This is a genomic window from Fodinibius sediminis (genome assembly GCF_900182555.1).
GTDB classification, from domain to species: domain Bacteria; phylum Bacteroidota; class Rhodothermia; order Balneolales; family Balneolaceae; genus Fodinibius; species Fodinibius sediminis.
In genome coordinates this window covers 149658-173878 of record NZ_FXTH01000012.1, presented here as the reverse complement: position 1 = coordinate 173878, position 24221 = coordinate 149658, and the positions used below count along the sequence as shown (strand labels likewise).

Genomic DNA, 24221 nt, shown 5'->3' with positions numbered 1-24221 from the left:
CGTTTTGGAGATAACCCGCCGGTGCGCACGACGGTTGCGACCTACGGGGGCGTGCCGGGCGATTCGCTGGTGGAGATTGACTGCATCGCGGCACTTAACGAATAGTGTTCTTTTTTTGCTCGTGATGCATTCATGCTATACTTAAATGGATTCAATTTATAATGATTAATTAATGATTTGTGATGTCACTAAGGAAAACAATGAAACACAACGGTAACAATTCACAAGCCGTCGGCATGCGAAGGACAGGCCTGACGAGGATAATAATGCTGGTTTGCCTTTTATTTGCTTTCAATTCTGTACTCAGCGCCCAGTCCTATGACCTGGTGCTCAAGGGCGGGCACGTCATCGATCCCAAAAATGATATTGATGAACCGATGGATGTGGCCATCAAAGACGGGAAGATTGCCGAAGTGTCTGCCGACATTGCGCCGGGGGATGCGGCCACGGTGGTCGATGCGGAGGGACTGTACGTCACCCCGGGCCTTATTGACATCCACGGGCACCACTACCACGGGACCGAGCCGGATGCCTACCTGAGCAACAGCTTTACGGCGCTGCCGCCCGACGGCTTCACTTTCCGGGCCGGGGTGACAACGGTGGTTGATGTGGGGGGCGCCGGATGGCGCAACTTCTCCCATTTCAAGAAACAGGTTATCGACCGCTCCAAGACCCGGGTGCTTGCTTTTCTCAACATCATCGGCAGCGGGATGAAGGGAGGAGTTATCGAGCAGAACAATAACGATATGGATCCGAAGATGACGGGCCTGGTCGCCCGCCGTAACCCGGAGGTCGTTGGGATTAAAATTGCTCATTACAGCGGTCACGAGTGGAAGCCCTATGAATTGACGGTAGAAGCGGCTGAGAATGGTAATGTCCCTGTGATGGTTGACTTTGGGAGTGCATCGCCTCCCTTGTCACTGGAAAAGCTGCTGCTGGACGTACTGCGTCCGGGCGATATCTACACCCACATGTACGGGGGCGGAGGCGATAATCGCCAGGCGGTGGTTGACGATGCCGGGCAGCTGCGCGAGGGCATGCTGGAGGCCCAGGAGCGGGGCATTATTTTTGATGTGGGCCACGGCGGGGGGAGCTTTTTCTACCCGGTTGCCATCCCGGCCTTCGAGCAGGGCCTGAAGCCCAACACGATCAGCACGGACCTGCATACGGGGAGCATGAACGACGGGATGAAGAACATGCTGAATGTGGTCTCGAAGATGATGGACATGGGAATGTCGCTGCCGGAGGTGATCCGGGCCTCGACCTGGAAGCCGGCGCAGGTGATCCAGCGCGAGGAGCTGGGGCACCTGAGCGAGGGTGCGGTAGCCGATGTGGCTGTTTTCGGGATGCGCGAGGGGGCGTTCAGCTTCCTGGATTCCCGGGAGAACCTGAAGCCGGGGGCCACCCGCAAGCTGGAAACCGAACTGACGATCCGGGACGGCGAGGTGGTATACGACCTGAACGGACTGGCTGCTTCGGAGTGGGATGAATAACAGAAATTTGGAGATTATAGTTAGCATACCAATATTATTGTCATTGAACAATCCAACCAGAATTACCGTGTTATGAACGCAAGAGCACTTAGTTGTATACTCGCTATCTTATTTTTACCGTTTGTTTCAGTAAAGGCGCAAGCCGTTGAAGAGGACCATCTCGTTGCGCCAACGGAAGATGTCCTTTTTTACACCTCCGAGTGGGACGGTGAGCGGTTGTCGGACGGACGTCCGGATGTATCTGATGATCTGCTTGAACGTCTTAAAGGCATTCGCATAGAAGACGCCTGGCAGTATCTCTATGAAAGGGGCTATAAGAATCAGTATGAGGGAGGATGGAAAAAACTGCACTCCGATCGTCCGATGGTCGGCCAGGTTTTGACTGCCCAGTTTATGCCCGAGCGACCAGATATCAAGGAAAAGCTGGTTGAGGAAGGCACCGAAGCCGGACATATGGGGCCAATGAATACCTGGCCGATAGATATGCTTCAGCAGGGAGATATCTATCTGGCGGACTCTTATGGAAAAATTGCGCAGGGTACCTTGATAGGAAGTAACCTGGGGAATTCTATTTTTGACAACTCCGGCAACGGCGTCATTTTCAACGGCTCTCTGCGCGACGGGGAGGATCTGGAAAAAATCGATGGTTTTAATGCCTTTGTCAGAGATTGGCATCCTTCGTTTCTGGAGCAGACTATGCTTACAGGCATCAATGTGCCTATCCGTATTGGAAAGGTGACGGTTATGCCTGGTGATGTTGTCCTGGCTAAAAAAAGAGGTATTGTCTTTATCCCTCCGCATATGGTCGAAGGGATGGTGATAACGGCAGAAATTGTTAAGCTGAGGGATGAATTTGCCCAGGAGCGCATGGAGGCTGGTGTGTATACCGCCGGACAAATTGATACGAAGTGGACCGAAGAAATAGAAGAAGACTTCCTCGGATGGCTCAGGGATAATCGAATGGATCAGCTGCCTGTGTCCATAGAGAAAATGAAAGAATACCTTCAGGAGCGGACCTGGTAAGATCATGCCGGACCGAAGCTAATTGCAAGAAGAAAAACAAAAGATAGATGAAGAATATTTACAAGGTACTGTTATACATAAGTCTTGCGTGCTTGATCGGCCTGGTGGTTGCGTTGCTGGCGGGCGCTGGGACTGCGGTGATAGCTCCTTTGACCATCGGGATGTTTGTATCGCTGGCCCTGGGCGTCCGGGGCACGGATACGCTTTTTAAATCCTTTTCTTTTTCGATCTGGATTTTTGCATCTGTGTCGCTGGCGATGTTCTATCCGGGCTATATTACAGAAGTGGGCGGCTTCGACACGAGTACACTTATTGTGCCATTGATCCAGCTTATCATGTTCGGGATGGGAACACAGCTGAGCCTGCAGGATTTTACCGGGGTGATGAAGAAACCGCGCGGCGTTTTGGTGGGCATGCTCTGCCAGTTTTCTATTATGCCGCTGGTCGGTATTTCACTAGCGCTGACCTTTGGATTTCCGGCTGAAATAGCCGCCGGTGTTGTGCTTATTGGTTCATGTCCTGGGGGCGTGGCCTCCAATGTAATGGCTTTCATCGCAGAGGCAGACCTGGCTCTTTCTATTACGCTGACCGCCGTGGCCACGATGGTTTCGCCTTTTGTGACGCCGTTCCTCATGCAGTTTCTTGCCGGACAGTTTGTCCCTATTGATGCGTTTGGCATGATGCTTAGCATCCTGAATATGATTATCCTGCCCATTGTGCTTGGACTGTTGTTCAACCATTTTCTGCATGGAAAGGCACAGTGGTTGGATGATATTATGCCGGTGGTTTCCATGGTGGGTATTGCTGTGATTATCACCGTCATTACAGCCGCTGGACGAGACTCACTGGTTTCCATTGGACTGCTCCTGATTGTAGCGGCTGTTATCCATAATGCCGCCGGCTATCTTTTTGGTTACTGGGGTGGCCGCCTGCTCGGCATGGAAGAGAAAGAGTGCCGTACCATCGCCCTGGAAGTGGGCATGCAGAATGGGGGCATGGCGTCAGGCCTGGCCGCGGAGATGGGTAAGATTGCCACCGTAGGGCTGGCTCCGGCTGTTTTTGGACCATGGATGAATATTTCCGGTTCCACGCTTGCCAACTGGTGGCGGCGAAAGGCCCTTTCTGAGAATGAAAAGGAAATGGTCGGGGAGGCATCATCTAATTCTGGACAGGAATATGAGCTCCTCTCAGATAATTAAGAGGCGAAGCTGGCCTGGCGAACAGCCGGGAACAGGTCTTACTTCCCGAGTTTATATACTTTGAATCCCCTGTTGTTTCGGGCAATCAATAGATAGGTCTGCCCGGCATGTTGGAGTGAACGGATGGATCGAATTTCCCCTTCTGCGGAAAGTCCGCTTTGCTGGGGAGGTATGGCCCGGTATTGCCCGGAGGAGTCCTGCTTCAGCAGCGTGCCATAGCTTGCATCATAGGGTCCAGCCTGGGGTTTTACGGTCTGCAGGTTTCCTCCCAGGAGAATATCCAAACGCTTGTCACCGTCAAGGTCTTGAAGGTGGATCCCGTATATGGGAGAAAGCTGTGCTTCCTTGGGCAGGCGTTCCACTTGAAAATGTCCTGTGCCATCGTTCCATCCGATACTGCTGCCCAGCATGGTTGCTTGCAGGTGTATACTTTCATCCAGCTGCTTTTGATTGAACAACTCATGCACCGTCTTCCCGGCATAAGAGTGATAGTTGGGAGCTTTGTTGTTAAGCATGGGGAGTACGGCCATAAGGTCATGCCGCAGTGCGACCGGATAGGCGTCGGTGCCTTTGAAGGTAGTTAGAATCTGTTCAAAACTCCCATCCTGGTTATAGTCATTTACCCACAGCTCTACCGGTTGTTCAGCTGTGGCCCGGAATCGGGAGTTCAGCCCGTGGTTGCCTCCCAGCCAATCCAGATCCCCATCACCGTCAAGATCCCTTAATTTGAGGGTATTCCACCATCCGTGAGTGGAATCCAGGCCTGCTTCTGCGGTAGCGTCTTCAAAGAATTTGCGTTCATTCTTGAACAGGGTCACCGGCATCCATTCTCCCGCCACCAGCAGGTCCGGATCACCATCGCCGTCTACATCCCCCCATTGGGCGTCTGTCAGCAGTCCAAGATCGGATAGAGCGGGTGCCCGTTTCGAGGTTACATCCGTGAAGGTACCGTCTCCGTTATTCTGGAGGAGGTATCCGCTTGCCGGTATCCCGTAGGCCGCTGGCTGCATGCGGTGTCCCACGAATAGATCAATGGTCCCGTCACTGTTGAAATCAGCAGCCTCCACAACCCCGGTTGGGGCGTTAAACCAGCTGCCCAGGGAGGAGAAGGCCTCTCTGGAGAGTGTAAACTGCCCCTCCCCGTTATTAAGGTACAACCGGTCCGAAAAGGCGGGATCCCCCGTGGTGGACGCACCTCCGCCACTGGCTACATACAGATCCAGGGTTCCGTTGCCATCGGCGTCAAAAAATGCACAGTCAACATCCTCGCTGGCCGATGCGGCTGCAAAGACTTTGCTGGACGCCGTGGTGAAGCCCGTGGTTCCTTCCTGCAGGAATAATGTTCCGGGCTGTCCCTTTGCCCCGCCTGCAAAGAAGTCTTGCTGCCCGTCTTCATTGACATCGCCGGTGCAGAGGGGAGGGCCTTCAGTTGATTTGGAATGATACAGCAGAGGCTGATGGCTAAAATCAAGATAGTCGTCTTCGGTATGCTTCCAGTCAACCGGGAAAGAGTCTGTCACGTCCTGAAGTAACGGAGGGGCGTCTGTAAGGGACGGTTGAGACTGGGTCTGCCACAGTGCTGTCCAGCTGGTATCAGCCCGGGCCTGTTCGTGGCTGAAGGTGAGGGTCTGATTGGCTTCAATATTGAGTTTCCGGCTAAGCTGTCCATCCGGCCAGCGTACCCATAAGGTATCAATCTGGCTGGTCGGGCCCAGCCCGATGTGTATCCTTGAATCCACGGTGGACTGGTAGCCGCGAACCGGCATTTGCTCGGCATACCAGCGTCTGCCATTGGCTATTGCCAGGAGCTGGGAACCCACAGCTCGGGAATTGGGGTACGGGCCTTGCAGCGCTACACGCAGCCAATGGCGCTGGCTGTGTTTCTCCGTGGTCCTGTTGCGGTAAACAAATGGTTCTGCATTGACATTATTGACCACCAGGTCCATATCGCCGTCATTATCCAGATCGCCGTAAGCGGCCCCATTGGAGAAACTCGGCTCATCGAGTCCCCAGGCCTCCGCACGGTTGCGAAACTGCAGCGACCCCTGGTTCTCAAAGAGGTAGTTTGCGGTGGGATTGGACGGGGTCATGTCAATGAGTTTTTTGTAATTGACACGGTTGTTTTGAACCACGCTGTTGATCACCTCCTGCTGACTGACATGCAACAGATGGTCTTGGTCGGTCATGTCTTTATAAACGCCGTTGGGGACAAAAATGTCGTTTTCTCCATCCAGGTTAAAGTCGGATATGAGGGCTCCCCAGCTCCAGGCCGTGGCCTCGACGCCGGCATATCGCCCGATTTCACTGAAGGTATCATTGCCATTGTTGAGCTGAAGAACGTTGCGGGTCATCTGGTGAAAATAGTTGTGCTGAAGCTCGAACTGGTACTGTTCCCAATCAGCAAAAGTAGTAATTGTCTTAAGACGCTCTTCACTTTCGGGGAGCATGTCGGTTACAAAAATTTCGGGAAATCCGTCGTGATTCAGATCGGCGATGTCTCCGCCCATGGATGTAGTGCTGATACTGTTCATTTGCTGTTCCAGGGTTTCTCGGAACGTTCCGTCCTTATTGTTTATATACAGGTAGTCCCGCTCAAAGAAGTCGTTGGAGATAAAGATGTCCTCCCATCCGTCGCGGTTGACATCTCCGACAGAAACCCCGAGTCCAAAGCCGATATCACTGCTGAAAATGCCGGTTTCCCTGGTGACATTTGTAAAGGTTGGATGCTTGTCGCTCCGGGAAGGTTGATCTTCAGCACCGGTGGAATCCGCTTGGATGAGATCGTTGCGGTAAAACCGATCCCCTCCCTTAAAATTTATGACATCCCGCTGGCTGCGCTGGAGATCAAAGCTGCCGATAGACTGGGGGGTATAGTTGAGGAGGTACATGTCGAGATCACCATCCTTGTCGTAATCAAAGAAAGAGGCATGGATGGAATAACCGCTGTCCGCAAGGCCGTATTCTTCGGCTCGTTCGCTAAATGTCAGGTCTCCATTATTGATAAAAAGTTCGTTTTTCCGGTCATCATTCGGAAGGTTTCCTGCATTGGAAACATAAATGTCCAGCATGCCATCTCCATTGACGTCAGCTATGCTGACACCGGTCGACCAGGCGCGGGTTCCGCCTACCCCGGCCTCCTCGGTGATGTCTCTGAATGAAAAATCCCCTTCGTTTAAATAGAGTTTATTATCTTCTTGATTGGCAACCAGGTATATGTCAATGAGCCCATCGTTGTTGAAGTCACCGAGTCCAACGCCCCCGCCGGAATAGAAGTTGGCATAAGTATAGATATTGAAAGCGTTTGTCGGATTTAGATGGTTTGAAAAAGTTATATGGGAAGATGAGGAGGGAACCTTCTCAAAAAGAGTATCCCTGCTGTTGCCACCGATGTATGAACAGGAGGAAAGATGGATGATGGTCCCGAAAAAAAACAGTAGCAGGAGAAAAGGGTGCTGCGGAAGTAGATGTTTCACGCTGTTCGATCTTTGCAATTATTGGTTCCCCGATGTAGCTGGAACAGTGAAATTCTCAGTTTTTGATGAGGGCAGGTAAGGCTGCCAGTTCCAACATACCTAAATAAATGTACAGCCTAAAGGGCACGCCGGCCCCTATTCAAAAAGCAGTGTACCAAATTTTTTATACTCATGGAAGCTTTTCTTGACAGGCTGCCAAGACATTAAGGTCTGCTCCCTGTCGTAATCAATACGGTAGAAGTTGGCTCTCCAGCGGGTCCCGGAATCCGGTGGAACATTACTGAGGGGATGGAGCAGGGTATAGGGAATGAAAAATTCGGCTGTCCATGCCCTGATGGCTGCTCCGCTGCTCTTTGGCCCACCTTCGGCAGCCGTCATATGTCTTGTTTGTATCTTTTTATTATACGAAAAAGGGCGCCAGGAAGTGTAGTTTTCTCCCTCGTTGGAGATTAAAAGGAGGAGTTCGTAATTGAGCGGAGACAGTTCATATTCAAAATAGACCGGGTTTTGCTCATTGGGCCAAAGGAAAACCTCCACGACATCCTCTTTCCACAGTGTTGCAAAATCCTCCTCCATGGAAGCTGTCAACAGGCTGTCTTCACATTGAAAGAGGATATAAAGACCGGTACTGGAGTAGAGGGCCTTCATCCTGGTGTTCAGTCCCTGCTTTGGTTCTCCCGGTGTTGCTATGGGAGTTATTGGAATCCAGGTAGCCGAGGACCAGTTTTTTGCGGTTCCGCGGCCGTCTATGGCAAAGTCTGTGGTTTGTTGGACAGTTAACACAGACTCCCCGGCCGACTGACCGAACACTGCATTATTAAGGGATGCCAGGGTAAGCACCGTTAGTAACCATGTTGTAAGGCGATAGAGCATAGCATAATCCCACTAGTTATTTTTTGTTACACTGATTTTTTTCAGCTTTTTAAGGGCTGAAAGTGGCTGCATGCAGTCCCTCCCTCTTCGTTACGGCTGTCTGCCACAGTCTTGATTTTCGATGCTACAGCTTGAAATCCATTGTGATTTTGGTTCCATTTTCCGTGAAATGTAGGTTGTCGGTATATTGACGAATCAGATAAACGCCGCGGCCGCCCTCCTTTAGCAGGTTTTCTTCTTTCAGTGGATCCGGAATCGTTTCGGGGTCAAAGCCGTCGCCCTCATCCTGCACACTGATTGTGAGTATGTCGTCTTTCAATTCTGCCACGACGGCAACCGATTTGTCTTCCTGCAGCTGGTTGCCGTGAAGTATGGCATTGTTGACCGCCTCGCTTAGGGGAAGCATGATGCGGTCCCACTGCTCTTGGTCAAGTGAAACCCATTTTTGAAGCTTGTTGACAAACGGCTCCAGTTTCTCCATTGCTTCCAGAGAAGATTGGAGGATCATTTTTTTTGTGTTTTCAGGAGCTGGTACCATTGTTATAATGTTATGCTGAAGGATATTAGCGATGATGGCCGGATCAGGCGTAGATGCCCCGCATTTTGAGGGTTGTAGCAACTTTATTGATTCCATAGACATAGGCCGCCTGCCGCAGGGTGATGTCATGTTCCTCACGTACATTGAAGAGATTGTCAAAAGCAGCCCGCATCATCCGATTCAGGCGGCGGTTTACTCGTTCTTCAGTCCAAAAATAGCCCTGTCGATCCTGCACCCATTCAAAATAGGAAACCGTTACGCCTCCCGCGTTGGCAAGGATGTCGGGGACCACCATAATGCCCTTATCTTCTAAAATAGCATCTGCGTTGGCCATGATTGGTCCGTTCGCCCCTTCAACGATGATGCGGGTATTGATATTCCCGGCGTTATGCGGCCCTATCTGATCCTCTTTGGCTGCGGGTATGAGCACATCGCATTCCAGGCGTAACAGTTCCTCATTGGTGATTTTTTCCGCTTTCGAGTAGCCTTCCAGCGACTTGTCGTTCTGTTGAGCGTAGGCTATGGCGTCCGGGATATCAATGCCGTCCTTGTTGTAGTATCCTCCTGAAACATCACTGATGGCAATTACTTTTGACCCCTGCTCGTACATCAGTTTGGCACTGATTGAACCCACATTGCCAAAGCCCTGGACAACCGTCGAAGACTTGTTCGGAGCAAGGCCTGCCTTGTTGAGGGCAGCAAGCGTCACCGTGACAACTCCTCGGCCGGTGGCCTCCTTGCGTCCGTGCGAGCCGCCGAGGATAATAGGTTTTCCAGTCACAACAGCTGTCTCGGTCTTATGGGCGTTCATGCTGTAGGTGTCCATAATCCAGGCCATGATCTGTTCGTCGGTATTCATGTCGGGAGCCGGTATGTCGCGGTCCGGGCCAAATACTTCAAGCATGTTGGCGGTATACCGGCGGGTAAGACGCTCAAGCTCCCCGGAGGAAAGCTGTTTGGGATTGCAGCGCACGCCACCCTTGGCTCCTCCGAAAGGCACATTGACAATGGCACACTTCCAGGTCATCCATGAAGCCAGGGCCTTGACCTCCTCGAGCGTGACATCCGGTGCGTAGCGTATTCCGCCCTTGGAGGGGCCAAGTACGTTATCATGGATCACACGGTATCCCTCAAATACACGAATATCCCCGGAGTCCATAACTACTGGTATGGAAACCGTAACCTGTTTGACGGGGCTGGCCAGATACTGAAATTCACCCTCGTCCAGTTCCAGGATATCCGCTGCAAAACGGAAACGTTCCATCATCGATTTAAACGGAGAGTCTTCATCTAATTTAGGTCCCGGCTCTTTGTAATAGCCGGTGCTGTGCATTTTGTCATCGTAGGGCATAAGTCAAATACCAAGGTCTGCAGCGTTTAGGTTGTAATGTGGGAAGTCGTCGGTGAATGTTCCTTTGCAAGGGGGAATTAAAGAAGGTATAAAAATTTTGCAGATGATATAAGCTCATTTTTGATCATTGTTCGATGGAAACAGGGCCGTCTGACACAGCAAAGATACAGCCCCCTTTGCGGCTTGCCAAGAAGCACCCATGTAGAATCAGGAGATTTGCGGGAAATGGCACCAGAGAACGGTGGGCATGGGGGACAGCAGTGCTGAAAGGCCGGTCAACTTCTTAATTATGTTAATATGCATTTTTCATATGAATTCAGCATATTTAAAATTTATTACAAAAAGATCAGCATGCCTTTAGTGACAAATTGTTTGGTTCATGGCTAACTCTCGGGAATCAGATTCAGCATCTTCAACGTTATCAAGCTTCATCCCGATCCGATTTTACCGGATTCTACGCAAGGAACGGACCTTTCTGGCTCTTATCGGCCTGTTTTTCATTATCACCGGCATTACCTTTCCCCATGCCGAAATCGCGCGGTGGATCGGCTTCGCCCTGGCTGGCTATTCGGCCATCTCCAATGACAGCATTCAGACGATCGGTACCTTTATCGCTTCAAATGAGGATAAGCGCTGGTGGGTGTTGTGGCTGTTTATCGGAGGGATTTTTTTGGCTACGGTTTCATACAGCTGGTATATGTATGATGGGGATGTCAGCAATCAGCGGCTGATGACCAAAGGCTTCTCGGATGCGCCACAGTCATTTAGCTTTTTACAGGTGGCGGCGCCTATTTTTCTGTTGATTCTCACCCGCATGCGGATGCCGGTATCAACCACTTTTTTGCTCCTGAGCAGTTTTACGGCAAGTGCTTCTGCCATCGGTAAAGTGCTGGTGAAGAGCCTTTCGGGATATCTGCTGGCCTTTGTAGTTGCAGTTGTAGTCTGGATGGTGATTTCCAAAATTATCAAGCGGTATTTTGTCGGGGAGCCTCACAGGATATGGACAGTTTTTCAGTGGATTACCAGCGGCACCCTCTGGTCGGTATGGATTATGCAGGATGCGGCCAACATTGCTGTCTATTTGCCACGTTCTTTGTCTGGGGGGGAGTTTCTCGCATTTGCGCTCTATATTTTTTTGGGACTGGGACTTCTCTTTTACATGCGCGGCGACCGCATACAAAAGGTTGTGACGGAAAAATCAGATGTACGTGATATCCGGTCGGCCAGTATTATCGACTTTGTCTATGCCATCATCCTCTACTTCTTTAAAATTCAGAGCAATATTCCCATGAGTACCACCTGGGTATTTATCGGGTTACTGGCGGGCCGAGAGATTGCCATGAGCTTTACCGATGCCCGTGGCAAAGGAAAGCCATTGAAGAGCAGCCTGAAGCTGGTTGGCAAAGATGCCGGCTATGCCCTGTTCGGACTGGCTGTGTCTATCGCATTGGCTGTGGCTATCAATCCGGATATCAGCACAGATATTCTAAATTATTTTTTCTGAAGCAGCTTAAAAGGGGGGCTGAGTAAGCTGGAGGGCATTGGAGTTGCATTTAAATGAAATTTAGTGTTGATTAGTCCGTTACCGTTTTTTCGGTTAATAGTTGTTGGTTGAGAACAGGCAGAGCCGTAAAAAATGACAGAATACCATGGACGCAAATGTTCTGGTTTTAAATAAGGATTACCAGCCCCTGAGTGTATGCTCGGTACACCGGTCCATAAAATTATTATTTCTGGACAAGGCCGAAATGCTGCATGACTACCCGGACAAAAAACTCCGGACTGTGACCGAAGAATATTCGTATCCTTCCGTGATACGATTGCGGCGCTATATCAATATTCCATACAACAAGATCGTACTTACCCGCCACAACATTTTGAAACGCGACGCCAACACCTGTCAGTACTGTGGCTCATCCCGGAATTTAACCATCGATCACGTGCTGCCCCGAAGCAGGGGAGGAGGAGACAGTTGGGAGAATTTGGTCGCTGCCTGCGACTCCTGCAATGTAGACAAGGGGAACCGGACTCCGGAGGAGGCCGGCATGTCGTTAAACAGGAAGCCTTTTCGGCCGATTCATATTACATTTCTGCAGTCAATTCTGGGCGGCGTAGAAGAGGATTGGAAACCTTATCTCTATATGTAGATTTGAGGTAACGGTTTTGGCCGTGGGGGGCTTAAACCAAACTTCACACGACTTACATAAAAAATCCTTATTTTTGATGTTCTGTAGATATTTCTAAACCCAAGATATTATGAGTAGCAAAGGACGAGTATTGGTGGCTATGAGCGGTGGCGTGGATTCTTCCGTGGCAGCAGTCATGCTCAAGGAACAAGGATATGATGTTATAGGCATCACGATGAAAACATGGGATTATTCTCGTGTCGGCGGAAAGTCGGATAAAGAAACCGGCTGTTGCACGCTTGAATCGATGAACGATGCCCGGCAGATTGCCGTGAAGCATGGATTCAAGCATTTCATTGTTGATATCCGGGAGGAGTTCGGCGACTGGGTGATTGATCGTTTTGTCGACGATTATATGAGTGGGCGAACACCCAATCCCTGCGTGTTATGCAATACCCATATCAAGTGGGCGGCCTTGCTTCGGCGGGCCGATAACCTGGGCTGCGACTTTATTGCCACTGGGCATTATGCCAATGTGCGCGAAGAGAACGGGCGTTATGTGATCTCTCGTGGACTTGATCCCCAAAAAGACCAGTCGTATGCCCTTTGGGGAGTCGAGCAAAAGCATCTTGCCCGCACAAAATTTCCGCTGGGCAATTTTGAGAAAACGGAGATTCGGAAGCTGGCCGAAGAGTTTGGCTTGAACAAAGTGGCCACCAAACCGGATTCCTATGAAATTTGCTTTGTGCCGGATGATGATTACCGGCGTTTCCTTAAAGACCGGGTCGACGGGCTCGAAGAACGTGTGAAGGGAGGCAAGTTTGTGGACCAGGAGGGTAATATTGTGGGTGAACACGAAGGGTATCCCTTCTACACCATTGGACAGCGTCGGGGACTGGATCTCGCGCTGGGCAAGCGCGTGTATGTAACCGATATCAATCCTGATACCAATGTTATTACAATCGGCGAAAAAGAGGACCTGATCAGCACTACCTGCCGTGCCAAAAATGTCAATTTGAGCAAATATGGGGAAGTGCCCGGCGGTGAAATGGACGTTGTGGGTGCTATCCGCTATAATGATGATGGTGTTGTGGGACAGCTGAAACAGCTGGGCGAAGATGAAATTGAAGTCACCTTCCCAACCGGGCGCGAGGCTATTGCTCCGGGACAAGCGGTAGTCTGTTACGAAGATAACGATGTGGTTGCAGGGGGATGGATCCACAAGGTTAATGTTGATACGAAAGTTCTTCAGCAAGCATAATTTTAACTGAATACAGCCGTTAACCAGCCTGTTCAATAAGCTATTGGACAGGCTGTTTTTGTTAACTGCCCGTTTTTGACGACCGTCGCACCCGGAAAATGGCTCTGTGAAATTTTAATTTTTAAGATTCCTGTTATGAAAAAAGCAACTTATTATCTTTCTGCCATGCTTATGGCCGCTTGTTTCACCCAGCCGGCCGCGGCTCAGTTTGAAGGGGAAATAACCTACCAGAGCTATGACTATACCGAGGGGGATGAAGAAAAAAGTGATATGTTTAAACTCTTCATCACGCCGGATCGGATTTTGCTGCAGGGAGAGAAAAAGTACAATTTCATGGAGTCACTGAAGACAGAAGGGGTACTGGTTCGTCTTGATTCTCAGGATTTTGTGTTTCTAACAGGCGGCAATGATGCTCTTAAGATTGCCAAGACCGATATCACTTCCCTGATGAATATGTTTGGAGGAGGTACGAACGGTCAGCCCGTTGAGAGGGAGTATGACGTAGAGCAGATCCGGACGGGCGAAACTCAGACCATCAAGGGATATCAGAGTGAAAAATTTGTTTTCAGAGATGAGTCGAATCCGGAGGGCAATTATTCGGAAGTGTGGATGACCAAGGAGATTGAAGTGAACTGGGGAATGCTGGCTGAACCGTGGGGAAGCAGCACCGAGGCCCTCGTCAGTGACGATTTTCCGATGGATTTGATCTTCAAGGAGCATTATTTCCCCCTCAGACTTGAAGCCTATAAGGAGGGAACCCTTACTTCGGCTCTGGAAGTGACGGATATTGAAGAAGCACCCATTGCCGCTTCAAAGGTGCAGGTGCCCTCAGGTATCAGGGTGCTGAGTATGCAGGAATACCTCTTTCAGAAAATGAACAACCGGTAGCACCTTCGGTCCGAAGCTACTCTTCCTCGCTGGTATCCATGTTGCCGAGCAGGTACATGTCGCCGGTGGGCTGTGGCATACCGCCTTTGGGCTCCATGGTGATGGCAAAGGCATTGGCTGACTGTGAGTCGGCCTGGACCATCTCTTCAATTTTAAAGAAGGTGTCGCTGCTGTCGTTGACAGCAAATACGCCGGCGCTCACCGGTTCATTATTACGAATCAGCCAAAGCTGGTAATCCTTATCTGTGGGTATGGGAGGCAGGTTGGATACCTGAAGCAGTGCCTGCTGATTTTCCGTATCCCATATGACCTTCCCGAAACCGTTGGGGTTTATTTCCAGCCCGGACATCAGGACCATGTCTACATCCCGGGATTCCAGTATGGCCAGCATTTCTTCTTTGCGCTGAAGCTCATCTTCAAGTTCAGTGATTTTGACCTCCTGATCGGCAATGACTGATTCCTTGTTATTAATTTGTGAGCTCAGGTTGAAAGAATAAAAGAGGAGGCTCAGGCTTACGATGAGCAAGGCAAAGGCCGCCGCAGCAGAGAAACTTGCCCAGCTGAAGGAGCGCTCGTCCTCTTCTATTTCCGTTTCACCGACAGCACTGGCCACAGATGAGGCTTCTTTCGCTTCGTCTTCCTGGCCGCGCATCTGTATCCGGTCCATCAGTCGTTTTTTTAGCGATTCCGGGGGCTCGTGCTCTTCGACTGTGAAAGCTAATTGATGGGCCGTCGACCATAGGTCGCGGTACAGCTTCCGCTGTTCTTCAGTGGCCTCTGCCAGCATCTCCTCGAACTCCTTGCGCTCATCTTCATCAAGCGCATTCAGCACATATCCGGCACACAATTCTTCAAACTTCTCGTTATGTGGTTCTTCGTTCGCCATCAGTTGATGTAATCTCCTAAAATACGTTGTAGTTTAATCATGCCCTGCCGGGTACGCGTCTTGACGGTTCCAAGTGGGATATCCAAGTGATTTGCTATCTCCGACTGGGTCAGTCCCCGGTAATAGGCAATATGAATAACCCGGCGCTGGGCTTCCGGAATTTCTTGCAGCGCCCTTTTGACCAGTTCGGCGCGGTTTGAGAAGATCGTCGTCTCAAGGGGATCAAATTTGTCGCCTTCCAATGTGAAAAAAGGATCATGAATGCTTACGGACGCTTTTTCCTGGCTTTTATAGCTTTTGGACCGGATGCGGTCGATGGCCTTGTTACGCGCCAGGGTGAGGATCCAGCTGTATACATTACCCCGGTCTTTATCAAAGGAGCCGGCTTTGTCCCAGACCGTTATAAATACTTCCTGGAGTACATCTTCGGCTACCTCTTTTTTCTTGACGATGGATAAGATCATTCCGAACAGCAGGCGCTTGTATAGCTCATAGAGCTCTTCTAGTGCATCTTCATGGCCTGCCTGAATGCGTTTCATCAATTCAATTTCATCATCGGAATCACCGTGCATTACTTTTCCGATGGTCGCAAGCAGGCTGAATATGATCACGTTGATATTCTATTGATTATTACGCAATAAATGGCGCAATAGATTGGTATTGACAAAATAAATTTGGTCAAATCCTAAAATTCCATTAGGCTAACGTCATTAAAATAAATTGAAATATAAGAAGAACCTATAACTTATTTGAATTGTGCCCTGGCTTCTACGAATGACTCTCTGGGTGTCCCTGCTCATGATGCCAGCCGTATTATACCTGCTGTGGCGTTTTTTTGTTTCAGGCCGTAAGCTCTTTGGGGATACCAGCGGCGGGCGGTTTGTTCTGCCGATCGTCTTGTGTTCTTTCTACCTTTTCCCCTTTATCGCCAGCATGGATTTTTACATTTCGGGCGGTATCGATGTACTTAAATATCCCAAGGTATTGACGTACTGGTTTTGGGGCGGTCTGGTCTTTGTTTTTCAGCTGGCAACCTGGGTGCTGGTTTCCGATGGCCTAAAATCGCTGATCCGCTTGTTTGCAGGCCGTAAAAAGCAGGTTGAGCACATCCATTCGCGTGTTCTCCTGCTGCTGTTTGTTCTGGTGTTTTGCTATACCGGCTGGAAGACATACCGGGATACCACACATGTCGTGGTCGAGGAGATAACGCTTCCGGTTGATGATCTGCCCGTGTCGCTGCAAGGCTTTACCATCGCCCACATATCGGATATCCAGGGTGATGAGTACACGGGCCAGCAGGATATTGCCAGCTATATCAAACAGTTGAACCAGCAGCATCCCGATCTCATCATTTTCACCGGCGACCTTATTTCATACGGAACGGATTTCATTGAGATGTCGGCCCGCGAGCTGGGCAAGGCGAAAGCAGGATACGGCGTTTTTGCCGTGGTGGGAGATCACGATTACTGGGCCGGTACTGCTGAAGTGGAAAAAGCCTTGCATCAGAACGGCATCAGGCTGCTTCGCGATGAAAACAAGGTGATCCCGATTGGTGGAGGCACGGCTTCTGCAGTTATCAGCGGCATAACCCAGGTGTACAGCAAACGTTCATCTGCGGCCGTTGTTGACTCGCTTTTTCAGGATGGCAAAAAGGCATCATTGAAAATAGCAGCCTCCCACCAGGTGGCCGATCACCTTATTGCCGGCGCTAAAGGTCATGATTATGATATTATGCTGGCCGGACACACCCACGGGGGACAAATACGGGTGCCCTTTCTGGGGATGAATTTTTCTGCTTCCGAGCGTGAAACAAAGTATGTGAGCGGACTGTACTGGGAGGATGCATTGCCTGTCGTCGTAAATAACGGCCTTGGTTTTACGCTTGGCCCTATTCGCTACGATGCCCCGCCAACCATCACATTAGTTCGGCTGCAGAAGAAATAGCTTTAATACTCAAAGTCCAGCTGTTCTTATTTAAGAGCCCTTTTCCAGTAACTGCATCATGATTTCGGGATCCGTCGTGGGTTGTTCACAGTGATAGTTCTGGCATACATAGGCGGTGGCGCAGTCTTTCTGCATGGGGAAGTCAGAGAGAAAAGGAACAACGTTACCGATTTCTTTGTCTGCTGGATCATTCAATAAAATGACGGTGTTGGGTAGGAAAAGGCTGTTCAGAGCTTGTAAGAACGCCCGGGTATCGTCCCTGTCCCTGTGTCCGGCTATCACGATTTCCCGGGAGCCGGCGGTTATGAAATCAATGCCGTGGAGCATACAGCCGAAGCCTGTGGGTGCTTCCCCGATATCGGAGGCAAAAAGTTTGTTAAGGGTATCTGCCAACTCTTCGTATTCGGTATTCCCGGTGAGCCGTGCCAGCCGCAGTAAATTTATCATTGCTACCGAGTTGCTGGATGGCAGGGCGCCGTCGTAAATCTCCTTCTTTCGGCCCAGAAGCTTTTCCGCCGATCGGGACGTAAAGAAAAAGCCACCCTGATCCGGATCCCAGAAAAGATCAATAAATTTGTCATTGAGTTCCACGGCCCGTGCCAGGTAAGAGCTCTCCAGGGTAGTCTGATGGAGTTCAATAAGTCCCCAGATCAGGAAGGCGTAATCATCAGCATGGGCTTCAATACCGGATTCTCCATTTCTAAACCGGTGCAACAGCCCTCCCGTTTCTGGGATCAACTTCTCGGACAGAAATTGATAGCACGATTCCGCCTGTCGAATATATTGCTCATCTTCAAAAGCGCGTCCCGCCTTTGCCAGGGCTGCAATAGCCAATCCATTCCAGTCGGTAAGAATTTTGTCATCCAATAGCGGTGCAACGCGTTCCCGGCGGGCTTGCAGCAGCTGCTTTCGAATGGAATCGAGGTGCTCGTTCAGCTCATCTACTTCCATATTGCGTTCGGTCGCAAGATCCTGAAATGATTTTCGCAGGTGGGGAATGGATTTTCCGGTGGTTTTGCCGGTGGCTTCCTCCCGGTAGTTTCCTTCAGGTGTAATATTGAAGACTTCCAAAGCCAGCTCTGCCTCGGCGGCGGGGAGGGCGGCCCGTATCTCGGCCGGCGTCCAGACATAAAATTTACCCTCTTCCCCCTCGCTGTCGGCATCTTCGGCCGAGTAGTAGCCGCCATCGGGATGACGCATCTTGCGTGTTATATAGGAAATAATTTCTTTGGCTGTACGCTCAAAAAGAGGGCGGCCGGTACACTGCCATCCCTCGGTATAAGCCATGAGCAGCATGGCCTGGTCGTAGAGCATTTTTTCAAAATGGGGCAGCAGCCACTCCCGGTCGGTAGAGTACCGGTGAAAGCCCAGTCCAACATGATCAAAAAGACCGCCCCTGCGCATCTGTAAAAGGGTCTGTTCAGCCATGTGGAGGGCTTGCCTATCGTCAAAATGCTTACTGTGACGGAGTAGCAGCATCAGGTTATGGGGGCTGGGAAACTTGGGTGCTGTGCCGAAGCCCCCGTATTGTTCGTCGAACGTTTCTTCAAACTGGCTGCAGGCTTCTTCCAGGATTGAGACTCCCAGCGGGTTGCCGATTTCGAACTGACTGGACTGTTGAAAGCTCCGGATAATATTATCGGCTGAGGTTGAAATCTTTTCACGCTCATTTTGCCAAAGTTGTGAAATCCAGGGGATGAGCTCCCGCATACCCGGTCGGCCGTGCCGGCCTGTTTTGGGGATGTACGTAGCCGCATAGAACGGTTTCTTGTCGGGTGTCAGTACCACATTCAGTGGCCAGCCGCCGCTGCCTGAAAGCATTTGGCAGACCAGCATGTAGGTATTGTCGATATCGGGCCGCTCTTCGCGATCCACCTTGATGTTGATAAAGGTGTCGTTCATCAGCGCAGCTATCTCCCGGTCCTCAAAGGATTCATGGGCCATGACATGGCACCAGTGGCAGGTGGCGTAGCCTATGGACAAGAAAACGGGCTTGTCTTCCTGCCGGGCTTTGTCAAATGCCTCTTCGCTCCAGGGATACCAGTTAACCGGGTTGTGGGCATGCTGGAGGAGGTAGGGGCTCGATTCCTGCGCCAATCGATTTTCATTATCCATAACTGAATGTCTGAATGATTTGAGGTTGACAGGTGTCTGCCCGGTCAATACCAGTGATCCCCGGAAGATTGCGGCAGATTACGTTTCTTCAATTTCCTTGGTGAAGCGCTGACTGTAGTCTACGAGGAAACGGTCGTATTCCTCGTCGAAGAGATCCGAAGAGATTAAAAAATCGGCCGATGAGCGGTTGCAGGCCATCGGGATATTGTAGAGCACCCCAATGCGGAGCAGGGCCTTAACATCGACATCGTGAGGCTGGGCCTGCAGCGGGTCCCAGAAAAAGATCATCATGTCGATGTCGTGTTTTGAGATGGCGGCTCCTATCTGCAGATCTCCGCCCAGGGGTCCGCTGCTGAAACGATTGACATCAAGCCCCACCTTGTCAGCAATGAGCTGGCCCGTGGTTCCGGTTCCAAAGAGTTTGTGCTTGGAAAGAGAGCCCTGGTTGAATTCACACCAATCGATGAGGTCCTCTTTTCGGTGGTCATGGGCGATCAGGGCGATATTCTTATTTTTTTTCATTTTCCTGGAGCTGTGGGCAATGGGAGGATCGGCATCCTTATAGCTTTTCTTGTAACTCATCAAGTATTTTAGGTTAGGTAGAGATTGACAGAATAATGGTTGTTGCAAATGTAGTCATGTAACGATAGCTAAGCTAAGGCAACTTTCAGTGGCTCTCAACATTTTATTTCAGCGAGGTTCTGGGCAGCAAAAAGAACAGGCAGGCTGCCCGCATGCCCGGGCTGCTTGAGAAATCCCTTCGTGAATTTGTGATCAATGCCTTATATTTGGGTCCTTTGCAGAAATACATTCAAATAAAAATTGATTATAGATTAACATGGCTGTAGAACGAACTTTGACAATTCTGAAACCTGATTGTGTACGGAAAGAGCTTATTGGCGAAGTCACCCGGCGCATCCAGGAAGCGGGCTTTACGATTGTGGCAATGAAAATGACACGTCTGACGAAAGATACGGCCGGGGGCTTCTATGCGGTCCACAAGGAGCGCCCCTTTTATGATGAGTTGTGTGAATTTATGAGCAGCGGTCCGTGTGTTCCCATGATCCTTGAAAAAGAGAACGCCATTGAGGATTTCCGTTCCTTCATCGGGGCGACCGATCCAAATGAGGCTGAAGAAGGAACCATTCGGGCTGATTTTGCTGACAGCGTGGGTGAAAATATTATCCACGGGTCCGATTCTGTAGCCAACGGCAAGAAAGAGGCGGCCTACTTTTTTTCTGAGGCTGAGGTTGTTGCCAATAAGGCATAGACTGATAATTTGTTAGTTGGAACCGTCCGGTTGACAGCTACAGCCGGACGGTTATTAATGATATAAAAAGGTGTTCATCATGCGTATGCGCTTTCTGCTGCTCCTGTTATTGACTTTTTCTTTTGCCTGCCAGTCCTTCCCCTCAAAGAGTCCCGATGTCAAAGTGGGTGCCCAGGTATTGATTGACCAGCACCTTGACGAGCTTGAAGGCAAAAGGGTGGGACTGGTGATGAATCCAACCGCTCGTGTAGAGGGCAAGCATATGCTGGATACCCTGCTGGCACGGGATGTTAATGTTACGGCGCTGTTTGCCGCAGAACATGGCTTTCGGGGCGATGCCGGGGCCGGTGAGACAATAGAGGACGGCGTTGACCAGGCAACGGGCCTGCCGGTATATTCGCTTTACGGGGATACAAAAAGGCCTACGGCGGAAATGCTTGAGCAAGTCGATGTGCTGCTTTTTGATATGCAGGATGTGGGCGCGCGGTTTTATACCTACAACGTCACCATGGGTAACGTCATGGAAGCGGCATCCGAGCAGGGAGTTCCGGTATGGGTGCTCGACCGTCCAAATCCGGCCGGGGGCGACTACATTTCCGGGTGGATGCTTCAGGAGGAACATCAGTCGTTTGTTGGGGCTTATCCCGTTCCCATGGCGCACGGCATGACGCTGGGCGAGCTGGCCCGGATGATGGTGGGCGAGCAGTGGATCGAGCATGCCGGCAAGAGCACCTTGCGGGTTATCCCCATGGAAGGGTGGGAGCGTTCGATGCAATGGCCGGAGACCGGGCTGGAATGGATTCCGCCTTCGCCCAACCTGCCGACATTCAAGCACGCTTTTGTCTACCTGGGAACGGTGCTTTTCGAGGGCATGAATATTTCAGAGGGCCGGGGCACCCCCGACCCCTTTATGATGATAGGGTCCCCCTCAACCGAGCTTACGACCAGCCATATTGCCCCGCTGCGCCGTACGTTTGAGGGGGTGAATATCGAACGTATTTCCTTCCGGCCGAAGTCGATGCCGGGCAAGGCACCGAATCCGAAGTTTGAGGGTGAGCAGTGTCATGGTGTTGAACTGCAGATAACCAATATCGGCAAGGTGGATCCCATAGCCCTGGGGGCCCGCCTTCTCACGGCAATGCTGGACGCTACGCCCAACGCTGAGCTTTCCGACTTTATCGAAAAACTGAGCGGTATTGATAAGTCAGAGCTGCTTCGTCAGCTGGAGGAAGAAACATACCCGGAACAGTGGGAGAAGACAGCTCAGCAGTTTTCCCGGCTGCGGGCGCCCTATCTGCTGTATGAGTGACCACTATCGCTTTCGTTTCCATTCGTAGCAAAGCAGGGCCGCGCTAACAGAAGCGTTAAGCGATTCAACATTGTTTTCCATGGGAATGCGAAAGTGGTAATCGCAGTGCTCAAGGGTCTTCTGGCGAATACCGCTGCCTTCATTGCCGATCACAAAGGCCAGGGGACGATCAACGTCCAGCTCCCAGAGAGACTGGGTGCCCTCCGTATCGAGTCCGCCAATCCAGAAGCCGGCTTCTTTGAGTTTGAGGATGGCCTGATTCAGGTTGCCGGCCCGCACGATGGGGATCCGTCCGGCTGTACCAGCTGACGTCTTGTATACGGTGGCATTGACTGGTGCCTGCCGGTGTTTGGGAACAAGGACAGCAGCCATGCCAGCGGCTGCAGCAGTACGCAGAATAGCCCCGAAATTACCGGGATCCTCTATTTCATCAAGCAGCAGGATAGCCGGATAGGTGGAAGTGTCAATAGAATCAAGCCATTCCCCGAAATTCCTGTACCTTACCGCACTCATCAATGCGACCACCCCCTGGTCGTTTACACTGCCCACAAGGTCATACAGCTTGGTACCGGGGACATGAGAGATGGGGATCCGATGCTGAGAGGCCAAACGGAAGATTTCAGAGAGATCGGAATCACGCAGCGAATCTCGCACAAAGATCTTTTCGATGCGGTCGGCTTCATTGGTGAGAGCTTCCAGCATTGGGTTGCGGCCATAAATGTAAATATTGGAATCAGTATCTGGCATGGAAAATGGGATTGAAAAATCAACAATTTAGGTTAATTTATAACTAAACGATGGTTCCTTAACGATATGGATATCAGCTATGAGTACTTCAAACAAGAATAACCAGTGGAAAACACCATCTGAGAATCGGAATATAAAGGATTCTATATACAGAATTGGTATTTCGAAGTTAATGAACCGGATTCATTCGGTGTCCACCATTTATATCATGGCGGGCGTTTGTCAGATGGTCCTGAGTTTAATGGTCATAGCGGTGGTTATACTGGGGTATGTGGAGCCGCTGTGGCTGTCAACAGTACTGACCGGTGTTGCAAGTGTGACGGCTATGGTTGGTTTCTTTCTGGTATATCATACGGTCTCAAAAATGCATGACCCTAATCTGCTGCTGCGCAACGCCATGAAACGAGTGATGGAATCAAAGAATTAATATGACTGATTTTTCGGATGAAAAGGAGCAGCAGCGGCTGCAATCGTATCTCAACATTCATTTAAAAAATGACAAACAGACGCTGCCGCTGAAGGGACAGATTGAGGCGCTGCAAAAGAAGGACCGAAATAAGTGGATCATGCTGGCAGTTAATATTGCAGCTCTGGTGGTCTTTGGCTATTCCTTTTATTTTGATATCACCGAACTGAGCCAGACTTTTTTTCTGATTATTGTGGCTGTGTTCGGTATTAATGTGGGACTGATCTACTATCAGAAAAAACAGCTTAAAGAGCTTGTCGAATACCTGAGGTGGAAAGAGCAGCGAGGGATATAGGCAGTACTGCTCCGACGCCCTGATGGTCCCGTTGTCAATGGCAGCCCCTATTATCACTATGTCTCAACATTATCGGTTTCCGAAACTCTTTCAACCGAAAAAAAAGGATGATTGTATTGTGATTGCCCATCGCGGGGCCAGTGCCTACTATCCGGAGAATACAATGGCGGCATTCAGAGGTGCTGTTGCGATGAATTCTGATATGATCGAGCTGGATGTGATGCTCAGCAGTGATGGGGTTCCCGTGGTGTTCCACGATGCCAGGCTGGAGGAGCATACGACCGGAAGAGGACTGCTCACGGATTATTCACTCCCGGCCCTCCGCGCATTGGACGCCGGTTCCTGGTTTGGCTCCCCGTTTGCCGGTAGCCGGATTCCCACGCTGGAGGAGGTACTGGAGTTCGCCTCGGATACCATTGCCCTGAATATTGAGATCAAGACAGAGGCGGTTTCCAAACAGCAGGGAGGGGTGGAAGAAAAGTGCCTGGAGCTGGTTGAGGCGCATGGAATGAAGGAGCATGTCTTGTTTTCCAGTTTTGATTACCGCGCTGTCACTCATTTGAAGACGCTGGATCCTGCTGTACCGGTGGCCCTGCTGTACAACCGGTCGTTATCGAATGGAAAAATGCCCAGCAACCTTGTGGCAACCTACCGGGCGGATGCGTTTAACTGCAGCTATCGGGAATTTACCAAAAAATGGAGAAAGAATATCCGGGAACATAAAATTCCGCACTTTGTCTACACCGTAGACCGGCCGCGGCAGATGCGCAAGTTGCTGGCGGCGGGGGTAGATGGCATCTTTACAAATAAGCCGGATCTGCTGCAGTCTGTTGCGGCACAGTGGAGGGCGAGCAAATAATGATTAGGGATCTTGCCACAGGTAGATAATTTTTTTTGGAAAAAATGGTTTAAGGTTTGAATGACGAGCGGAAACCTTCTATTTTTGACTTTCCCTAATTAATTA

The 24221-nt window shown here is 50.5% G+C and carries 22 protein-coding genes and 1 pseudogene; 14 read left to right on the top strand and 9 right to left on the bottom strand.

Features of this window, described 5'->3' with window-relative positions:
* From FN808_RS19470 to FN808_RS13820, 4 genes and pseudogenes are all read left to right on the top strand, one after another.
* Window positions 1-105: pseudogene (locus FN808_RS19470) on the top strand (RidA family protein); the annotation flags it as partial.
* Between the two features lie 161 nt (window positions 106-266).
* Window positions 267-1493, top strand: coding sequence for an amidohydrolase/deacetylase family metallohydrolase (locus tag FN808_RS13830; protein ID WP_142715208.1), 1227 nt, complete (start codon window positions 267-269; stop codon window positions 1491-1493).
* Between the two features lie 72 nt (window positions 1494-1565).
* Complete coding sequence (locus tag FN808_RS13825; RefSeq protein ID WP_142715193.1) at window positions 1566-2516, top strand: RraA family protein; 951 nt, start codon at window positions 1566-1568, stop codon at window positions 2514-2516.
* A 47-nt stretch (window positions 2517-2563) separates the two neighbouring features.
* Entirely contained in the window at window positions 2564-3715 is a 1152-nt protein-coding gene (locus FN808_RS13820) for a bile acid:sodium symporter family protein (RefSeq protein ID WP_142715192.1), read from the top strand.
* Window positions 3716-3753: 38 nt separating this feature from the next.
* On the opposite strand, the gene FN808_RS13815 is transcribed toward FN808_RS13820, so the two are convergent.
* From FN808_RS13815 to FN808_RS13800, 4 genes are all read right to left on the bottom strand, one after another.
* Window positions 3754-7104, bottom strand: a complete 3351-nt coding sequence (locus FN808_RS13815) for a VCBS repeat-containing protein (RefSeq protein WP_434084137.1) — start codon at window positions 7102-7104, stop codon at window positions 3754-3756.
* Window positions 7105-7323: 219 nt separating this feature from the next.
* Window positions 7324-8061, bottom strand: coding sequence for a carbohydrate-binding family 9-like protein (locus FN808_RS13810; protein WP_142715190.1), 738 nt, complete (start codon window positions 8059-8061; stop codon window positions 7324-7326).
* A gap of 124 nt (window positions 8062-8185) precedes the next feature.
* On the bottom strand, window positions 8186-8599 hold the full coding sequence (locus tag FN808_RS13805) for an ATP-binding protein (protein WP_185958410.1): 414 nt from the start codon (window positions 8597-8599) through the stop codon (window positions 8186-8188).
* 43 nt (window positions 8600-8642) lie between these two features.
* Window positions 8643-9950 carry a Glu/Leu/Phe/Val family dehydrogenase gene (locus FN808_RS13800; RefSeq protein WP_142715188.1) on the bottom strand — a complete coding sequence of 436 codons (1308 nt, stop codon included), beginning with the start codon at window positions 9948-9950 and terminating at the stop codon, window positions 8643-8645.
* A 379-nt stretch (window positions 9951-10329) separates the two neighbouring features.
* Here FN808_RS13800 and FN808_RS13795 point away from each other — a divergent pair, with 379 nt between their 5' ends.
* The 4 genes from FN808_RS13795 to FN808_RS13780 all read left to right on the top strand — a co-directional run bounded on the left by FN808_RS13795 (window position 10330) and on the right by FN808_RS13780 (window position 14225).
* Complete coding sequence (locus FN808_RS13795) at window positions 10330-11454, top strand: hypothetical protein (RefSeq protein ID WP_142715187.1); 1125 nt, start codon at window positions 10330-10332, stop codon at window positions 11452-11454.
* Window positions 11455-11599: 145 nt separating this feature from the next.
* Window positions 11600-12097 (top strand): HNH endonuclease, encoded by a 498-nt coding sequence (locus FN808_RS13790; RefSeq protein ID WP_142715186.1) that lies wholly within the window; start codon window positions 11600-11602, stop codon window positions 12095-12097.
* Window positions 12098-12206: 109 nt separating this feature from the next.
* Complete coding sequence (mnmA, locus tag FN808_RS13785; RefSeq protein WP_142715185.1) at window positions 12207-13337, top strand: tRNA 2-thiouridine(34) synthase MnmA; 1131 nt, start codon at window positions 12207-12209, stop codon at window positions 13335-13337.
* A 135-nt stretch (window positions 13338-13472) separates the two neighbouring features.
* Window positions 13473-14225 carry a DUF4412 domain-containing protein gene (locus tag FN808_RS13780; RefSeq protein WP_142715184.1) on the top strand — a complete coding sequence of 251 codons (753 nt, stop codon included), beginning with the start codon at window positions 13473-13475 and terminating at the stop codon, window positions 14223-14225.
* A gap of 16 nt (window positions 14226-14241) precedes the next feature.
* Here FN808_RS13780 and FN808_RS13775 read toward each other — a convergent pair whose 3' ends face one another.
* Window positions 14242-15111: an anti-sigma factor gene (locus FN808_RS13775; RefSeq protein WP_142715183.1), complete on the bottom strand. Its 870-nt coding sequence runs from the start codon at window positions 15109-15111 to the stop codon at window positions 14242-14244.
* Entirely contained in the window at window positions 15111-15722 is a 612-nt protein-coding gene (locus FN808_RS13770) for a sigma-70 family RNA polymerase sigma factor (protein WP_246068364.1), read from the bottom strand. Before FN808_RS13770 ends, FN808_RS13775 begins: the two co-directional genes overlap by 1 nt.
* A 145-nt stretch (window positions 15723-15867) precedes the next feature.
* On the opposite strand from FN808_RS13770, the gene FN808_RS13765 reads away from it, so the two are divergent.
* Window positions 15868-17055, top strand: a complete 1188-nt coding sequence (locus FN808_RS13765) for a metallophosphoesterase (protein WP_142715182.1) — start codon at window positions 15868-15870, stop codon at window positions 17053-17055.
* Between the two features lie 30 nt (window positions 17056-17085).
* On the opposite strand, the gene FN808_RS13760 is transcribed toward FN808_RS13765, so the two are convergent.
* Complete coding sequence (locus FN808_RS13760; RefSeq protein ID WP_142715181.1) at window positions 17086-19170, bottom strand: thioredoxin domain-containing protein; 2085 nt, start codon at window positions 19168-19170, stop codon at window positions 17086-17088.
* Window positions 19171-19248: 78 nt separating this feature from the next.
* Window positions 19249-19692 (bottom strand): methylglyoxal synthase, encoded by a 444-nt coding sequence (locus FN808_RS13755; protein ID WP_142715206.1) that lies wholly within the window; start codon window positions 19690-19692, stop codon window positions 19249-19251.
* Window positions 19693-20008: 316 nt separating this feature from the next.
* On the opposite strand from FN808_RS13755, the gene ndk reads away from it, so the two are divergent.
* Both ndk and FN808_RS13745 read left to right on the top strand, forming a co-directional pair.
* Window positions 20009-20440 carry a nucleoside-diphosphate kinase gene (ndk, locus tag FN808_RS13750; RefSeq protein ID WP_142715180.1) on the top strand — a complete coding sequence of 144 codons (432 nt, stop codon included), beginning with the start codon at window positions 20009-20011 and terminating at the stop codon, window positions 20438-20440.
* 79 nt (window positions 20441-20519) lie between these two features.
* Window positions 20520-21749, top strand: coding sequence for an exo-beta-N-acetylmuramidase NamZ family protein (locus FN808_RS13745; protein ID WP_142715179.1), 1230 nt, complete (start codon window positions 20520-20522; stop codon window positions 21747-21749).
* 3 nt (window positions 21750-21752) lie between these two features.
* Here FN808_RS13745 and rlmB read toward each other — a convergent pair whose 3' ends face one another.
* Entirely contained in the window at window positions 21753-22496 is a 744-nt protein-coding gene (gene rlmB / locus FN808_RS13740; protein ID WP_142715178.1) for a 23S rRNA (guanosine(2251)-2'-O)-methyltransferase RlmB, read from the bottom strand.
* Between the two features lie 79 nt (window positions 22497-22575).
* Between rlmB and FN808_RS13735 the strand changes: the two genes are divergently transcribed.
* From FN808_RS13735 to FN808_RS13725, 3 genes are read left to right on the top strand one after another with little or no spacing between them, the layout of a single operon-like run.
* Window positions 22576-22923, top strand: a complete 348-nt coding sequence (locus FN808_RS13735; protein WP_142715177.1) for a hypothetical protein — start codon at window positions 22576-22578, stop codon at window positions 22921-22923.
* A 1-nt stretch (window position 22924) separates the two neighbouring features.
* On the top strand, window positions 22925-23257 hold the full coding sequence (locus FN808_RS13730; RefSeq protein WP_142715176.1) for a hypothetical protein: 333 nt from the start codon (window positions 22925-22927) through the stop codon (window positions 23255-23257).
* 58 nt (window positions 23258-23315) lie between these two features.
* The gene (locus FN808_RS13725; protein ID WP_142715175.1) at window positions 23316-24116 is read left to right on the top strand and encodes a glycerophosphodiester phosphodiesterase; all 801 of its coding nucleotides are present in this window, start codon (window positions 23316-23318) and stop codon (window positions 24114-24116) included.
* Window positions 24117-24221 lie beyond the last annotated feature (105 nt).

Bases quoted from the DNA above. Each gene is read 5' to 3' on its own strand.
- FN808_RS13830 (WP_142715208.1), top strand. From the start codon at position 267: ATGCTGGTTTGCCTTTTATTTGCTTTCAATTCTGTACTCAGCGCCCAG.
- FN808_RS13825 (WP_142715193.1), top strand. From the start codon at position 1,566: ATGAACGCAAGAGCACTTAGTTGTATACTCGCTATCTTATTTTTACCG.
- FN808_RS13820 (WP_142715192.1), top strand. From the start codon at position 2,564: ATGAAGAATATTTACAAGGTACTGTTATACATAAGTCTTGCGTGCTTG.
- FN808_RS13810 (WP_142715190.1), bottom strand. From the start codon at position 8,061: ATGCTCTATCGCCTTACAACATGGTTACTAACGGTGCTTACCCTGGCA.
- FN808_RS13805 (WP_185958410.1), bottom strand. From the start codon at position 8,599: ATGGTACCAGCTCCTGAAAACACAAAAAAAATGATCCTCCAATCTTCT.
- FN808_RS13800 (WP_142715188.1), bottom strand. From the start codon at position 9,950: ATGCCCTACGATGACAAAATGCACAGCACCGGCTATTACAAAGAGCCG.
- FN808_RS13795 (WP_142715187.1), top strand. From the start codon at position 10,330: ATGGCTAACTCTCGGGAATCAGATTCAGCATCTTCAACGTTATCAAGC.
- FN808_RS13790 (WP_142715186.1), top strand. From the start codon at position 11,600: ATGGACGCAAATGTTCTGGTTTTAAATAAGGATTACCAGCCCCTGAGT.
- mnmA (WP_142715185.1), top strand. From the start codon at position 12,207: ATGAGTAGCAAAGGACGAGTATTGGTGGCTATGAGCGGTGGCGTGGAT.
- FN808_RS13780 (WP_142715184.1), top strand. From the start codon at position 13,473: ATGAAAAAAGCAACTTATTATCTTTCTGCCATGCTTATGGCCGCTTGT.
- FN808_RS13775 (WP_142715183.1), bottom strand. From the start codon at position 15,111: ATGGCGAACGAAGAACCACATAACGAGAAGTTTGAAGAATTGTGTGCC.
- FN808_RS13760 (WP_142715181.1), bottom strand. From the start codon at position 19,170: ATGGATAATGAAAATCGATTGGCGCAGGAATCGAGCCCCTACCTCCTC.
- FN808_RS13755 (WP_142715206.1), bottom strand. From the start codon at position 19,692: ATGAAAAAAAATAAGAATATCGCCCTGATCGCCCATGACCACCGAAAA.
- ndk (WP_142715180.1), top strand. From the start codon at position 20,009: ATGGCTGTAGAACGAACTTTGACAATTCTGAAACCTGATTGTGTACGG.
- FN808_RS13745 (WP_142715179.1), top strand. From the start codon at position 20,520: ATGCGTATGCGCTTTCTGCTGCTCCTGTTATTGACTTTTTCTTTTGCC.
- rlmB (WP_142715178.1), bottom strand. From the start codon at position 22,496: ATGCCAGATACTGATTCCAATATTTACATTTATGGCCGCAACCCAATG.
- FN808_RS13735 (WP_142715177.1), top strand. From the start codon at position 22,576: ATGAGTACTTCAAACAAGAATAACCAGTGGAAAACACCATCTGAGAAT.
- FN808_RS13730 (WP_142715176.1), top strand. From the start codon at position 22,925: ATGACTGATTTTTCGGATGAAAAGGAGCAGCAGCGGCTGCAATCGTAT.
- FN808_RS13725 (WP_142715175.1), top strand. From the start codon at position 23,316: ATGTCTCAACATTATCGGTTTCCGAAACTCTTTCAACCGAAAAAAAAG.